Source organism: Sphingomonas sp. (genome assembly GCF_025353885.1).
Classification (GTDB): domain Bacteria; phylum Pseudomonadota; class Alphaproteobacteria; order Sphingomonadales; family Sphingomonadaceae; genus Sphingomonas_O.
Genome location: NZ_JANXNX010000064.1, coordinates 1 through 15,158 on the forward strand (window position 1 = coordinate 1; position 15,158 = coordinate 15,158).

The window sequence follows — 15,158 nt, forward strand, 5'->3', positions numbered from 1 at the left end:
CGCCATTAGGCTGGCATTGCCGCCCGCCGCCGCGGTGTTGACCGAAATCGTGACTTCATCCAGCAACCAGTCGAGGCAATAGGGCAGGTCGGCCATGGTGTCGGCGGTCTGGACCGGCACGATCGGCCCCGGCAATGCGGCGATGGCAGCCTGGAAATCGATCAACGCCCCCCCCGTCTTCGTGGTCAGCGCCCCGGCATAGGGGCCGCGCCCCTCCCAATCGGCCACATGGCTGACGCGCGCAGCGACGCGGGCGGGCAGCCCGGCCATCGCGCCGACCGACCCGATGACGATGCCTTGGTCGCCCGTCGCCAGGACCGCCGCGACCTGGTCATACAGCGCGTCGGTCGTGTCGGCGTCCAGCAAGATGCGGCCGCGCGGATGGAGCGCATAGCTGTTCCGTTCGCCGACCGGTCCGGGCATTTCGCTGGTCCAGCCCAGCCCCGACCCCAACCCCATGGCGCGGGCACGCGCAGCCTGCGGAGCCAACCCCCGCGCATCGAGCCAGGCCGCGAAATCGTCCAGCACCGGATCGCCCGGCCGAACCCCATCGCGCACGATCGTCGGCGCGGTCTGGACCAATCGCCCCAGATACAGTGGCCCGCCAGCCTTCGGACCGGTTCCCGACAGGCCGCGTCCGCCGAATGGCTGCACGCCCACGACCGCGCCGATCATGTTGCGATTGACGTAAAGATTGCCCGCCCCGACGCGCGCGGTGACATGGTCGGTCGCATCGTCCAGCCGGGTGTGCAGCCCGAAACTCAGGCCATATCCCGTCGCATTGATGTCGTCGATCAGCCGGTCCAGCCCCTCTCGCCGATAGCGGACGACATGCAGCACCGGCCCGAAGACTTCGCCGGTCAGGTCGGCGATGTTTTCCAGTTCGATGATCGTCGGGCGCACGAAACTGCCCGTCGCCAGGTTTCCAGCCGCGCCCACCTGTTCGACCCGCCGCCCCAGAGCGCGCATCCGCTCGATATGCTGTTCGATGTTCGCCTTGGCTTCGTCGGTGATCACCGGGCCGATATCGACCGCCAGCCGGTCGGGGCGGCCTATCGTAATTTCCTGCATCGCACCCTTCAGCATGGCCAGGATGCGGTCGGCCACGTCCTCCTGCAGGCACAGGATACGCAGCGACGAACACCGCTGGCCCGCGCTGTCGAAGGCGGAGGCAATGACATCGCCCACGACCTGTTCGGCAAGGGCAGAGGAATCGACGATCATCGCGTTTTGCCCGCCGGTCTCCGCGATGAAGGGCAGGGGCCTGCCTCCCGCCGACAACCGCTTGGCCAGTTGCAGCTGGATCGCCCGCGCGACCTCGGTTGATCCGGTGAAGATCACGCCCGCGACCGGCGGTGCCGCGACCAGTGCCGCGCCAACGGACCCATCGCCGGGCAGGATTTGCAGGACGTCGCCCGGAACCCCCGCTTGGTGCAGCAGGCGCACGGCTTCGGCGGCGATCAGCGGGGTTTCCTCGGCAGGCTTGGCGATCACGGCGTTGCCTGCGACCAGCGCGGCTGCGACCTGTCCGGTAAAGATCGCCAGCGGGAAGTTCCACGGGCTGATGCACGCCACCGTGCCTAGCGGGAGGTCAGTGTCGCCCAGTGTCCGTCGCGCCATTTCGGCATAATAGCGCAGGAAATCAATTGCCTCGCGCACCTCGCCAATGGCATTGGCAACCGACTTGCCTGCCTCTCGCACGATCAGCCCCAGCAGCACCGGCATCCGCGCCTGCATCAGGTCGGCGGCACGTTCCAGCACGGCGGCGCGTTCGTCGACCGTTGCCCAGCCTGCCCTTCCTGCCGCGCGTCCCAGCGCGGCGTCCAGATCGGCGGTCGATGCCCAGACTACATGGCCGACCACGTCGTCGCGGTCCGCCGGGTTCCGCACCGGTTCCCCCGCGCCGCCAGCCTCCCACGCGATTCCCGTGCTGGTCACCAGCGCCACGCCCAATTCCGCCAGGCTGGCCTCATCGGACAAATCCAGACCCTGCGAATTACGGCGCGTTGGAAACAAGGCGCTGGGAAGGGCAATTTGCGCGTGGCTTGCGCCTATCACCGTCATCGCCTGCACCGCATCGACCGGATCGGCGATCAGTTCGGCAATCGGCACGGCAGGGTCGGAGATGCGGTTCACGAACGACGAATTCGCGCCATTTTCCAGCAATCGCCGGACCAGATAGGCCAGCAGCGTCTCGTGCGTTCCGACCGGCGCGTAGATGCGACACGGGCGGTCCAGCTTCCCCTTGCCAACGACCTCATCGTACAGGGGTTCGCCCATGCCGTGCAGGCACTGGAATTCATAGTCGCCGACGGCAAACACGGGTCCCGCCATCCGATGGATCGTCGCCAGCGTCTGGGCATTGTGCGTCGCGAATTGCGGAAAAACGCGGTCGCGCGCGTCCAGCAGCTTGCGCGCGCAGGCGACATAGGCGACGTCGGTATAAATCTTGCGCGTATAGACGGGGAAATCGACCAGCCCGTCGATCTGCGCACGCTTGATCTCGGCATCCCAATAGGCACCCTTGACCAGCCGCACCATGATCCGCCGACTGGCCCGCTCGGCCAGGTCGATAATAAAATCCAACACGAACGGACAGCGCTTTCCATAAGCCTGCACCACGAAGCCCAGCCCATTCCATGCCGTGAGTAACGGGTCGAGCGCGAGCGCTTCCAGCAGGTCGAGCGACAATTCCAGTCGATCCGCCTCTTCGGCATCGATGTTGAAGCCGATGTCATAGGATTTGGCCAACACCGCCAGCGTCCGAACCTTGGGCAGCAATTCCGCCATGACCCGCGCGTTCTGCGCCCGTGAATAGCGCGGATGCAGCGCCGACAGCTTGATCGAAATGCCCGGCCCCGCATAAATTCCGTGCCCGCCCGATGCCTTGCCGATGGCGTGGATCGCATTTTCGTAATCGGCATAATAGCGCGCGGCATCGTCCGCTGTCGTCGCCGCTTCGCCCAGCATGTCATAGGAATAGGCAAAGCCCCGCGCTTCGGTCGCCCGCGCGCGCTGCAGTGCCTCGCCGATGTTTTCGCCGGTGACGAACTGTTCGCCCATCATCCGCATCGCCAGATTGACGCCGTGCCGCACGACCGGCTCGCCACACTGCGCAACCAGTCGCGTCAGCGCGCCCGCCAGTCCCTTGCCATTGACGCCGCTGGCCAGTTTGCCGGTGACGACCAGCCCCCAGGTCGCCGCATTGACGAACAGCGATCGTCCGCCACCGAGATGCGAACTCCAGTCGCCGTCGCCGATCTTGTCGCGGATCAGGGCATCGCGCGTCGCAGGATCGGGAATCCGTAGCAGCGCCTCGGCCAGGCACATCAGCGCGATGCCCTCCTCACTCGACAGGCTGTATTCCTGGACCAGCCCCTCGACGCCCGACCCCCTGTGCTTGGCCCGCATCGCACTAATCAGCGTCGCTGCCGTGGCGGCAGCGGCCCCAGCGTCGGCGGGCGCCAACCGCGCCTGTTCCAACAGCGGCGGCACGCAGACGGTTTCAGGGCGGCGATAAGCCGCAGTGATCGCACGCCGCAGGGCGGTCGGTGGCGCAACGGGCGGGGCGAAATCGGCAAAGAGCGGGGCCGGGGTCGTCGAGGTCAGCATTGCGGCCTTTGGCTCCGTTGCGAAGTGAAACTGACAAATAGGGTTTGCCATGGGTTTGCCTAGGGCTAGGGCCGCAGCCCCAAGAAAAGGTGTCAACCTGATGGTCTACCAACCATAAGGCAGCCATGATCGACTCTTCCGAAGTCGCCGCCATCCTGCTCGCGGCGGGGCAATCCTCGCGGTTCGTGGGCGGTAACAAGTTGCTGGCCGACCTGCACGGCCAGCCTCTGGTCCTGTATGCAGCGCAGCGGATTGTCGCGCTGGACACCGGCCGCCGGATCGCCGTTTGCGGACCCGAGGTCGGCGAGGTGCTGGCCCCCCTCGGCTTTGAGATTGTCGCGATGCCAGAACCGCCGGTGGGGATGGCACGCTCGCTCGCGCTGGCGGTGGCGGAGGTGGGTTCCAAATACCGGGCGGCGCTGGTCTGCCTCGGCGACATGCCGTTCGTCCGCCTGGCCCATCTGAAGGCGTTGCTGGCAAAGTTCGACGCTGACCAATGTCCGTTGGTCTCTTCGATCGACGGCGAGATCGCGATGCCCCCCGCCATCTTTGCAGCCGGTTACTTCACGCGGCTGCGCGAAGGCGGTGGCGACCAGGGCGCGCGTTCCTTGCTTGCCGGTGCCGCACATCTCGCCGCGCGCGCCGGTGAGCTTTCCGACATCGACACGATCGCCGAGCTATCTGCCGGGCGAAACGGCGACGGCCTTGCCATTGATCTTCAGTGAACCGAAGTTTTTCGATCCGTTGGTGTCGACGTGACCGACGATGACGTTGGTGCCCCGGAACACACCGCGGGGATAGGACATGACGTCGGTTCGCTGGCTGAAGCTGCAGTCTACATAGATCGACTCCGTGCTCCAGGGCAGCCGTCCGCGACCGACGAGTTTGAAAGCGCAGCGCGTGAATCGCACGTTCTTGCCACCGCCTGTGTCGATGATCGGGTGGACCAGAAAAACGACGCCGGTCGGTGACAGCGCCGGACTGTCGGTGAACAGGCAGTCGGAAAACTGGGTCGCGGCCCCTGGCGTGTCGTCGGCAAAGGTGCGCACGGTCGCGCCGACGAACCGGCAATGGTCGAACCGGTAGAACGGTTTGGAAGGCCAGGCGGCAACGGAGGTCGTGCCGATGAAGGTGCAGCGGGTGAAGGAAACATGGCTGCTGGGTCCACTGTCGGCAACCATCCCGCAACCGGTGTTGTCGCTGAACAGACAGTCGGAAAATCTGATGTCGGAAATGACCTTGCCACCCTCGGCCTCGATGTCGAATCCGGCACCGGGGGCGCTGCTGACCGGCCCGCGCCCGCTCCGTTCAAACGTGCAGCCCGCAAACGAATAGCCGCGCCCGCCCACCAGGCTGCATCCCTGGCGACCATTGTCGGTGGCGCGTACCTTCGTGAACTCACGTTTCACCAGCTTCGAGGGGGCTGCATCCAGCCCGTCGATCATGACGCCATCGGTGCCGTGATGATGGCTGAAAACATTCCGCACGATTTCGCTGCCGCGGTTGTTGCTCAGGAGCAGTCCGGTTGCCGGAATCTGGCGGCCGGTGTCACCGAACGGGCCGCCGATCACGGTCTTGCCGATATTGCCATCAAGCTCGAGGTCGGAGATTTCGATCCCGCCGCTGCAATCCTCGACCCACAGCATCGCGGCGCAAGGGCTGGCCATCGCCGTCCGATCATAGAACGGCAGCTTGTTGGTTGTTGCCAGTCCGGTCGTCCGGCTGAAGGTGCCGAACCGCAGACCCGATGCGAGGATAAGCCGGGCCCCGTTGCCGATTATCTGGAGCCGTTGCGTGCATTTCCGGAATTCCAGCAAGGGCGCGGGACGGTAAGACCAGTCCCCGGTCGTGCCACTTTGCAGGGTTTGCTGACCCACCAGATAAACTGTTCGTCGTAAATTGACGACCCCGCCCGATTGGCCATTTACCGCTTCGGAAAGGCGCGAAAAGGCGAGTGTATCGTCGGTCACGCCGTCACCCCTGGCTCCGAACATCTCCGGTGTGAAACCTGTCGCAGGTACGGCGCCTGCCGACAGCGGCAGCGCGAGGACCGGCAGGCCGAAAGTGGCGCGACGCGTGGGCCGATAGCTCATCTCACAACCCCTGTTCCTGCAACCAGGCCTGGAGCATCAGAACGCTCCATAGGCGGGCGCCGAATTGCCGTGTGCCCGACAGGTGCAGATCCCAGACTTGTCGGATCGATTCGGGATTGAGCAAACCTTGCCGTTCCAGCACGGGCCGTGCCAGCAGGGCTTCGGCCCAGTCGCGCAACGGGCCGCGAAGCCAGTCGTTGATCGGCACACCAAAGCCCATCTTGGGGCGGTCGATCAGCGGTTTGGGAACATGGCGATACAGCACCTGCCGCAGCAGCCATTTTCCTTCGCCATCGCGGATCTTCTGATGCATCGGCAGCCGCCACGCAAATTCCGCGACGCGATGGTCCAGGAACGGCGCGCGGGTCTCCAGCGATGCGGCCATCGCGGCGCGGTCCACCTTCACCAGAATGTCGTCGGGCAGGTACGTTACCGAATCCACCGCCATCATCCGCGCAACGGGATCAGACAGGTTGGGCCAGCGTGTGCGCTGATTCAGGAATATCGCTGCTTCGTTGCTGCCCGGCACCGTTCGCGCGGTATCAGTCCATTCGGTAAGCAAACCCAGATACAGGTCGTCGACCGATTTCGCACTACCAATCCGATCGGCGAGCTTATGCGCTTTGTCCCCCAGATGCTGCTGTTTCAGCAATCGGCTGAGCGGAGCGCCGGCACTGTCCCAGGTCGACGGCGCAATCGCTTTCATCATCGCCGCGATCGCCGGGCGGACGCCAGTCGGCAATGGACGCATCGCACGCCAGATCCTTGGCACCAGTACGTAGCGGTTATATCCACCGAACAACTCATCCCCGGCATCGCCACTCAGGGCCACGGTGACGTGCCGGCGCGCCAGGGCCATCACCAGCGAAGTCGGCAATTGCGAACTGTCGGCAAAAGGTTCGTCATACATCGCGGGCATCCTCGGCACCGCTTCAAGAACGTCTTCGGCCGTCATGAACAAGGTGGTGTGATCGGTCTTCAGATGCTCGGCAACCTTGGCGGCATGGACCGATTCATCGAATTGCTTTTCGTGGAAGCCGATACTGAAGGTCTTGACCGGACGCGCCGACTGCGCCTGCATCAGCGCCACGACAGTGGTGGAATCGACGCCGCCGGACAAGAGCGCACCGAGGGGGACATCCGACATCAGCTGTCCAGCCACGGCTTGCGAAAGTACCTTCTCCAGGGCATCTCCCGCTGCCTGATCGGACAGTGCCAACGGGTCGGCGTCACCGGCCAGCGCCACGTCAAGGAGGGACCAAAAGGGCCGTGGCACGGCGTCGGTGTCCGCAGGCCCGCGCAGCACGATCATTGAAGCCGGCGGCAGTTTGCGGATGCCGCGCCAGATCGACCAGGGGGCAGGGATGCAATTATAACGCAGCAACAGGGCTACTGCGTCGCGGTCGACCTGCCTTTCGAAATCGGGATGCGCGACGATGGCTTTCAGCTCGGACGCAAAGAGGAAGCTGCCGCCCTGCCAGCCGTAATAGAGCGGCTTCTCACCAAAACGATCGCGCGCAAGGGTCAGCGTTCGCTCATCGCGGTTCCAAAGCGCGAAGGCGAACATGCCGACCGCCGCCTGCAAGGTGCGTTCGACGCCCCACGCATCGAAACAGACCAGCAGCGTCTCGGTATCCGAATGACCGCGCCATGCGTGCGCCCAGCGTTCGCCGGCGAGCAACGCCCGCAGGGCGAGGTGATTGTAGATTTCGCCGTTGAATACGATAGTCAGCCGTTCGCTGTCCGATACCATCGGCTGGTGGCCCGCCGCCGACAGGTCGACGATCGCCAGGCGGCGGTGGGCCAGGGCCAGTCCATTGGCAGCGTCGCACCATTCGCCGCTGCCGTCGGGGCCACGATACGCGATGGCCCGTCCCATCGCGGCCGCGATCGGCTGGAGCGGTTTGTCAGGATGCGCCGACCAGAAACCTGCGATGCCACACATGTCTAATGCTTCTTTTCGCTGGAGTGCTCGCGTCGCCCGGTTGCAATTGCTTCGGCCCAGACCGCCGTATAGCCATTGACCATCCGGTCGATCCCATATCTGTCAACGACGCGTTCGCGCGCCGCGCGACCGCGTCGTGCGCAAACCTCGTGCGACAGGTCCAGTGCCCCGCTGATGGCAGCCGCCAGGCGCTCGGAGTCTGACGGTGGCGTCACCCATCCGGTGTCGCCGACGATCTCGGCGGCATCACCGACGTTGGTCACGACGCAGGGCACGCCACACGCCATGGCTTCGGCAACGACGTTGGGAAAAGCTTCACCGACCGAACTGAGGACGAAAATGTCCATTGCATTCAAGACTGCGGCGATGTCGGTACGCGGGCCGAGGGCGATGACCCGGTCGTGACAGGAGTAATTGGCGAGCAGGGACTGAAGATAGGGCGAACCCATCTCAAGACCGCGACCGGCCAACAGCAGGACAGCATCGGGGCGGGTTGCCGCGACCTGTTCGAAAGCGCGGAGCAGGGCGGGGTGATCCTTCAACACATCGGCGCGACCGACATGGCCGACGACTATCGCCCGTCGATCGATACCCAGGATCGCGCGCGTTGCCATTTTAGCGCTATCATCGGGCTGGAACGCGGTGAAATCATAGCCATTGGGTATCAGCGCGAATTTATCGGCATAGCCCGCCGCGCAGTGGACGCGGATAGCCTCGACGCTTGGCGAAACGATGCGCGTTGCCAGCCACCCCGACAGCCGCGCCGACGCCTTCATCACCATCATCGTCGAACGCTTGTTGTGCACGGTCGAGATGTTTCCCGCCCGGACGCCCCAGCATACCGGGACCCTTGCGATGCGGCCTGCCAGTCCCCCGACCAGGTCGGCGTGATACATCCAAGTCTGGATGACATCGGGCTTGAACCTGCGGATCAACCGGACAATTTTAAATACCGACGCGGCCATTGCGGGGGCAGACTTTGCCCCGAGCACGCTCACCGCGGCACCGGCATCTCGTAGCAGCGGGCCATAGACCCCATCGCCGGTCAGGCTGATGACGTGCGTGTCGGCGGGGGCGTTGCCTGCTTGCACCAGGCGAAACAGGCTGGCCTCGGCCCCGCCCTGGTCCAGCCCGGTGATGATGTGCATGACACGCTGCTGCATGACGCCCTCTTTACCTCGCGCGCTCGGCGATCAGGCGCCCCATCTGCATGCGCTCGGCCAGCGTGACCGATCCCTTATAGGACAGATGTCCGTTCGCGATGTACATGATGTTGCCGTTGTCAATGGTCGGATATTCGGTTCCACGTCGCAAAATGTCGTCGAACATGATCACGTCGACCCCGGGATCGGCGTGCAGTTTCGCTAGAAAGCCCAGCACCAGCGCGCGTTTCGTGCGGTATTCACCGTCCGGTATCGCACAGGATCGGTGTGGACCGAAAGTGGGCAGCCCGCGCAATCGTCGCTCGGCACAAAGCCCGGCATCCCAGTCGAGCGCTGGAGGGGGCGCGACGACGACGACCTTGCGACCGAGTGCGCGAATTGCCTGGACCGTTGCGCGCGTGCCATTGAGCGCAACAGCGGGTCCGCCAGGCGTTTCATGATCGCCATCGATCCCGTGTACGAGGACGTGGAAGTCGGAGGCCGTCATATATTGCTTGAACACACTCGACAGAACGACCGTGCGGATCGTGGGCGTGTCTTTTAGATATTTGATGACCGATTGGGTGAAGTCCAAGCAACCCTCCGCCCAGTCGCGGTTCTGGGTCGCGCCCGTCAGATGGCCGACCGGTGCAACGTTCAGTAGCGGACCACAAACATATTTGGTGGCCTGGACGACATTCTCCTTCCCCCGCGTCGCGACGATGCCGGGGATCAGGTGCATCGCATAGGAATCGCCCCAGACCAGCAACGTGGGGGGCGTGCCGATCATACATCCGGGATCAACCGTAAATTCGGTATCGGAAACACAGGCGTCACCCATTCCCGTATTGCCGCGTCTTGCAAACGCATAGTCTGCGGGAGCGGCCCCAAGCGCGATGGCGGCATAAGGCACCGCGATGACCGAGACCGACAGGCACAATGCCGCCGCAATGCGCTTTCGCGAAAAGGTGATCGGAGCCTTATGCACTGGATATTCGACCAGCCGGTATTGCAGCCAGGCTAGCACAAGAGCGGTGGCAATCAGCACCAGCTTCACGGCCAGCGGCGGGCTGTCGAGCCAGGCGTTCATGGCAAAGGCGAACAAAGGCCAATGCACAAGATACAGCGAATAGGAAAAGTCGCCGACAAACGCCAACGGTCGGATGGCGGGGCCGTTCAGGCGGGGATGGTTGCGCAAGATGACGACCAGCGTCGCTGAACATGCAAGAAACGCATCGATGCCCGGATGAAGCCCGCCGATCGGAAAAACAGGCAGGATCAGCAGGGCGGCGACTGCGGGCCAAAACGCCATCCTCAGTGCCGGTCGTAGCCGGTCGCGCGAGACCAGGAAGGCGCCGAGCGATCCGATTGCCAACTCCCAAGCGCGCGTCGGAAAGAAGTAGAATGCCACCTGCGGCTTCCACAGCCCAACCGCAATGCAGGCCGCAAGGCTGCCAATCAGCGTGGCCACAACAACCGGCAGCCAGAACCGCCGCGGCACCAGGAACAGGAGGAGCGGCATGATCAGGTAATACTGTTCCTCGATCGACAGCGACCAGGTATGAAGCAACGGCTTCAGGTCCGCGTCGCCGCCGAAATACGAACCCTGCCGCATCAGCACGAAATTCGCAGTAAAGGTAACCGCCCCGGCGAGCTGTTGTGCAAACTGCCGGAATTCGGTGCTCGTCAGCAGGAACATCGCGAGGACGGCGGTGACGGTGAATGTCGTATAGGCGGCGGGGAGCAGCCGTTTGGCGCGCCGGAAATAGAATTCGCGGAAACTGAACCGGCTCTGTTCGAGCTGCTTTGTGACCATCGAGGTGATCAGGAACCCAGAGATCACGAAGAAAATGTCGACACCGAGATAACCGGCAGGAAGCAAGCCGAGGCGTGCATGGTAGATCACCACCATTAGCACCGCCAGCCCGCGCAACGCCTGAATATCCTGCCTCAGCATCGTCTTTATTCCCTCAGTAACCGCGGAGGTGATTGGCGAATTGCGGGACCAGCTTGGCAAGCGAGTAACTCTGCTCGACGATTTTCCGACCCGCCCCGCCAAGCGTAGCGCGCTGCTGTTCGGACGATACCAGACTGGTCAGCGCATCGATCCATTCCGACGTTGAGGTTGCCGCATGGCCGCACGCTCCCTGCGCCAGAACCTCAGCGTTCATGCCGACAGGCGATACGACGACGGGCAGGCCGCAGGCCATGTATTGCAGCATCTTAAAGCTGCATTTACCCCGTGCCCAGTCACTGTCCCGCAGCGGCATGATGCCGATGTCCATGCGCTGGATGTCGGCGATTTCAGTGGCCTCGCTCCAGCGAGAGAAAGTCCATGTGGCAGGATCGAGTGAGGGCAGGGACGGCGCCCGGTCGCTGACGACAAGAAGGCGCGCGCTAGGGCATGACCGCAGGACCTCTGCCAGCGCCGACTCCAGGCTTTGCAGATAGCCAAAGTTCGCTGATGTCCCGATCCAGCCGATCACACATCGGCCACCCACAGGCGCTACGAGGGTTGGCACGTAGCGCGCGGTATCGACGCCGGTCGGCATGACCACGACATTCGCGTTCCACCGGGCGTACCAGTCCGCGAGCCAGGTATTGCCGCAGATGATCCGGTCGACCATCCCGGCCAGTTTCTGAGCAACTTTCCCCACGCGCAACAGATGGATGGCGTCGTCCACGTCGAGAATTCTGGGCCGACCGGTCAGCCCTTCGAGCGTGGTCAGTGACGACAGCATCTCGCGCTGGAGCAGCACGGCGTCGTATGATCGGCTGCGCACGACCTTCATGCCAAGTTCGGCAAGGCGCGCGGCCCCCCATAAAGGCCGTTGCCAGTTGGCCGCGGGTGGATAAGCGCCGGTCGAGGTTCGCATCTCGTCGAGGTCGATCCCAAGCGTATGTAATGGCGCGACGTATTGGCGCACACGAAATCGTGCGCTTGGAACCGCATCGCCGCCAGTAAACGCCGCGATTTTCACTCTGGAAGACGTTCTGCCCAAACTGTCATGCGTCCGGTCTGCCCGAGCCAGGCCATCACCAGCGATATGGGATAAAGCAGCCCTGCACCGATCCTGCCGCCACGCTCAGGGAAGGCCGCAAGGGCGTCACCAAGTCTTTCCCATCCCTTGTCTTGCGCCAAGTATCCGAAGCTGGCGATCAGATTGGCCATATTTCGATGGCGTTGGATTTTTATTACTTTCCAGCCGGCGGCCTTTAGCACCTTTGCGATGCTATGTACGTCGAAGTGAAACAGATGATTGGGCAAATGCAGATCGTACCACCTTGATCGGAAAATCCTGAACTGGGCGGCTCCGGCGTCTGGAACCGATATCACAAGCTTCCCGTTCGGACGGATCCATCCCGCCAATTTGCGAAGACTGCCTACGGGGTCATGCAAATGCTCGATGACCATCCATCCAACGATAAGGTCAAATTGCGCGCCGGGCCTCTCAATTGTCTCCAATGCTCCAATATCGACCCTGTACCCAAGGGCACGCGCCGTTTCCGCCGCATCAGGAGAAAACTCAATGCCCTCAACCTCCCAGCCTTTGATAGCCATGTCGTGCAAGAAACTTCCCGAGGCACAGCCAATTTCAAGCATTTTACCTACTGACTGCGGGGGAAGAGCATGAGCCTTGACGTCGATAAATCGCTTCACAAAGGTCACGAAGCGCATTTTGAACCCGTTGTCGCTTGACCGATCGCTGTCGATGGCTGTCGATTTGTAAGGTCCATAATCGGCCGGGTAATAAGCGCCGATGGTGGTTGCCGTGGGGCGGGGCGAGGTGCGCGCGAGACCGCAATGCGAACATTGCACAACCGTAAAATGCCCGGGAAGATCATGCAGCCGATCATGTCCTACAAAAAGAGGAACATCGGACGGAGCACAGCCCAAGGCGCATGGCACGGTTTCAAGCTTTAACTCTGACACTTTTATCGCAATCCATATGGTCGCTGGTTCGTCGGGCAATGTCAAACGCCCAGCGGAAACTGATCAAACAGCTTACGGCGGTAAAGCGATCCAACCATCATAACAAGCGAGATCAAATAGTAAGACGATATCGCGATGGCCAGGCCCACCAGCCCAAATAACTTAAACATCATCAATTTGACACCGATGGAAAGCGTAAAGGAGATCGAGCCCAGCCAGGTCGGGGTGCGGGTGTTGCCCCGCGCATAGAATGCACCCGCCGCCAGCGAACCGAGAGCGCCCCCAAAAAGCATCCCGCTTGTCAGCATCAGCAGCAGCCAGAGTTTTGCAGAATCGCTCGGGGCAAACCGCCCGTGTTCCATCGCCAGCGCAAGCACCGGCTTGCCCACGACGGCGAGGGCAGTGATCGCGAACAGCGCGACCAATGCCATGACGCACAATGCTCTCTTCAAGATGGTCGAGTAGCGGGCGTCATCATCGCTCTTTGCGGCCACGGCCAGCTGGGTAATTGCCGGAACCACCAGCGCCTTGACCATCACCTGGCTGCCCGCACTGTGGAGTTGCTGTGCCAGATAGAGCAGCGACAGCGACCCCGCCGGGAGCGCAGACAGCAGGAATCGGTCAACCAGTGGGTCCATCTTGTAATAGGACGCACCGATCAGCAATGGCCGCAAGCGCCGCCAGGCTTCCGACACCATCGGGCGCGACATTTCGGGACGCCGGGGCCTGCCCATGCCACGCAACAGGAGCAGGGACTGCAGCAATAGTCGCAGTACTGCGATCCAGGCCGCTGCAAATACGCCATACACAGGCAGCAGCCAGACCAGCAACAACGCAGCGATGATGCTTGCGCACGTGGCGGTTGCGTCGGTCCAGATAAAACGCTGGCGCGCGAAAGCGGCTGCTGCCTGCACCGCATTCAACCCGGTGAAGATCATGCCGATCAGGCTGATCCTGCCGAGATCGACGGCAAGTGCCTTGTTCGCCGCAGAAAACCCCGGGACAGTCAATGGAATCCACCAGGGGGCCAGCGCCACAAGGACGAGGGTGATCCCAAGGAAGACGATCGTCGTCAGTGCCAGCAGCGTCCAGCAGTCGCGATGCTGGTCGTCGGCCGATTCGCCGGCAAGCAATGGGGTCAGGACATGGGTCAGCGATGTGCTGATCACTGCCGCAAATAGTTGAGGGACGGTGAGCGCCGCGAACAGGGCATCGGTCTGGGCCCCAGGGCCGAGAATCGTGAGCACAAGCCATTGGAAGGCCAGTGCCGAGCCGATATTGAGCGCGCTCATGATGCCCAACTGGAGGGTTTGTTTTACCAAGACGATGCTCGCACTACGCACCCTCTTGCCAAGTTCTGGTCAGTACACCCTCCCGGAGTGATATGTTTGTCACAATGGGAAGTAAATAGGTAGTCCGCAAAAGTGTTTGCTGTCAGAACGACTTTACATTCGGAACCATGTCGCATTGAAAGCATTCCGCAAATGCCGCAAAAACTTACGGCGATGAGATTTGAACACACATACCTGAATCGGCTTGTGTGGGATAGGGTCTTGTGCCAGAGGCTGGTTCGAGTTCAGGTTGTGACAAAGGAGTATTGTGAAATGTCGGTATCGAAGATTGTAACTGCTGCAGTGATGGCGCTGTCGCTCGTTGGCGTGTCCACCGCCGCACAGGCTGCTCCAGCGTCGAGCAAGCTGGCGGTTTCGGCTCCAGCCCGGGTTGGCGCCAAGGTTTCGCGCACAAACGGTGTTACCGGTTCGGCTGTGGTCATCGGCATTCTCGCCGCTGCCGCGGTAATCGCAGGCATCGTGATCGCTGTTGACAAGAACAACGGAACGCCAAACAGCGCCTGATCGCTGTTGACGTAAGATTAAAAGGCGCTCCTTCTTAGCGGAAGGGGCGCTTTTTTATTGCTGATTTGATTTGGGGGACGAAGGATGGCAGCGCCAGCCGTGCGCTATAAAAAGACGCCGAACCTTTGGGCCTTTGTTCTCGCGGTGGCGTTCATCATCCTGATATTTCTGACGGGCGGCGCGTCGCGGGCCGATGTCCTGTCACTTGTCCCCTTGCGATTGCTGTCGATCATCGTCGGCGCTTCGGCCATCTTGTTTTTCAGCCCGGAGGAGAGCGCCCCGGCGGCGCCGTTCTGGTTTCTGGCCAGCCTTGCCGCGATCATGTGTATTCAACTGGTGCCGCTACCTTATTCCTGGTGGAGTAATCTTCCCGGGCGGTCGCTCGTAGTGACAATCGACCGCGCAGCCGGCATCGCGCCGATCTGGCGTATGATAAGTCTGACACCGGACTATACGGTGAATGCGCTGCTGGGCACGGTGCCGCCATTAGCGATGGTCATGATCGTATCGCGGTTGCCGCGATCACGGCTCCCGACTGTCTGTGGCGTGCTGATCCTTATGGTTCTTTCAAGCGGC

Annotated in this window: 10 protein-coding genes and 1 pseudogene; 3 read left to right on the forward strand and 8 right to left on the reverse strand. The window is 62.4% G+C overall.

Annotated features, from left to right (window positions below):
- Positions 1-3,612 (reverse strand): trifunctional transcriptional regulator/proline dehydrogenase/L-glutamate gamma-semialdehyde dehydrogenase (putA, locus tag Q0R02_RS06995; RefSeq protein WP_293881944.1); only part of this gene is annotated, 3,612 nt, incomplete at its 3' end.
- Positions 3,613-3,737: 125 nt separating this feature from the next.
- Between putA and Q0R02_RS07000 the strand changes: the two genes are divergently transcribed.
- On the forward strand, positions 3,738-4,337 hold the full coding sequence (locus Q0R02_RS07000) for a nucleotidyltransferase family protein (RefSeq protein ID WP_293881931.1): 600 nt from the start codon (positions 3,738-3,740) through the stop codon (positions 4,335-4,337).
- Here the strand turns inward: Q0R02_RS07000 and Q0R02_RS07005 are convergent.
- The 7 genes from Q0R02_RS07005 to Q0R02_RS07035 are packed head-to-tail and all read right to left on the reverse strand — an operon-like array spanning position 4,290 to position 14,048.
- Positions 4,290-5,705 carry a right-handed parallel beta-helix repeat-containing protein gene (locus Q0R02_RS07005; RefSeq protein ID WP_293881933.1) on the reverse strand — a complete coding sequence of 472 codons (1,416 nt, stop codon included), beginning with the start codon at positions 5,703-5,705 and terminating at the stop codon, positions 4,290-4,292. The genes Q0R02_RS07000 and Q0R02_RS07005 overlap by 48 nt on opposite strands.
- Position 5,706: 1 nt before the next feature.
- The gene (asnB, locus tag Q0R02_RS07010; protein ID WP_293881934.1) at positions 5,707-7,650 is read right to left on the reverse strand and encodes an asparagine synthase (glutamine-hydrolyzing); all 1,944 of its coding nucleotides are present in this window, start codon (positions 7,648-7,650) and stop codon (positions 5,707-5,709) included.
- Positions 7,651-7,652: 2 nt separating this feature from the next.
- Positions 7,653-8,813, reverse strand: a complete 1,161-nt coding sequence (locus Q0R02_RS07015; protein ID WP_293881935.1) for a glycosyltransferase — start codon at positions 8,811-8,813, stop codon at positions 7,653-7,655.
- Positions 8,814-8,823: 10 nt separating this feature from the next.
- Positions 8,824-10,749 (reverse strand): acyltransferase family protein, encoded by a 1,926-nt coding sequence (locus tag Q0R02_RS07020; RefSeq protein ID WP_293881936.1) that lies wholly within the window; start codon positions 10,747-10,749, stop codon positions 8,824-8,826.
- Between the two features lie 13 nt (positions 10,750-10,762).
- Positions 10,763-11,773, reverse strand: a complete 1,011-nt coding sequence (locus Q0R02_RS07025; protein ID WP_293881938.1) for a glycosyltransferase family 4 protein — start codon at positions 11,771-11,773, stop codon at positions 10,763-10,765.
- Positions 11,770-12,771 carry a class I SAM-dependent methyltransferase gene (locus Q0R02_RS07030; RefSeq protein ID WP_293881939.1) on the reverse strand — a complete coding sequence of 334 codons (1,002 nt, stop codon included), beginning with the start codon at positions 12,769-12,771 and terminating at the stop codon, positions 11,770-11,772. Before Q0R02_RS07030 ends, Q0R02_RS07025 begins: the two co-directional genes overlap by 4 nt.
- Complete coding sequence (locus tag Q0R02_RS07035) at positions 12,768-14,048, reverse strand: lipid II flippase MurJ (protein ID WP_293881940.1); 1,281 nt, start codon at positions 14,046-14,048, stop codon at positions 12,768-12,770. The genes Q0R02_RS07030 and Q0R02_RS07035 overlap by 4 nt, the downstream gene beginning before the upstream one ends.
- A 282-nt stretch (positions 14,049-14,330) precedes the next feature.
- Here Q0R02_RS07035 and Q0R02_RS07040 point away from each other — a divergent pair, with 282 nt between their 5' ends.
- Positions 14,331-14,582, forward strand: a complete 252-nt coding sequence (locus Q0R02_RS07040) for a hypothetical protein (protein ID WP_293881942.1) — start codon at positions 14,331-14,333, stop codon at positions 14,580-14,582.
- Between the two features lie 84 nt (positions 14,583-14,666).
- Positions 14,667-15,158 (forward strand): annotated as a pseudogene (locus tag Q0R02_RS07045) (hypothetical protein); the annotation flags it as partial.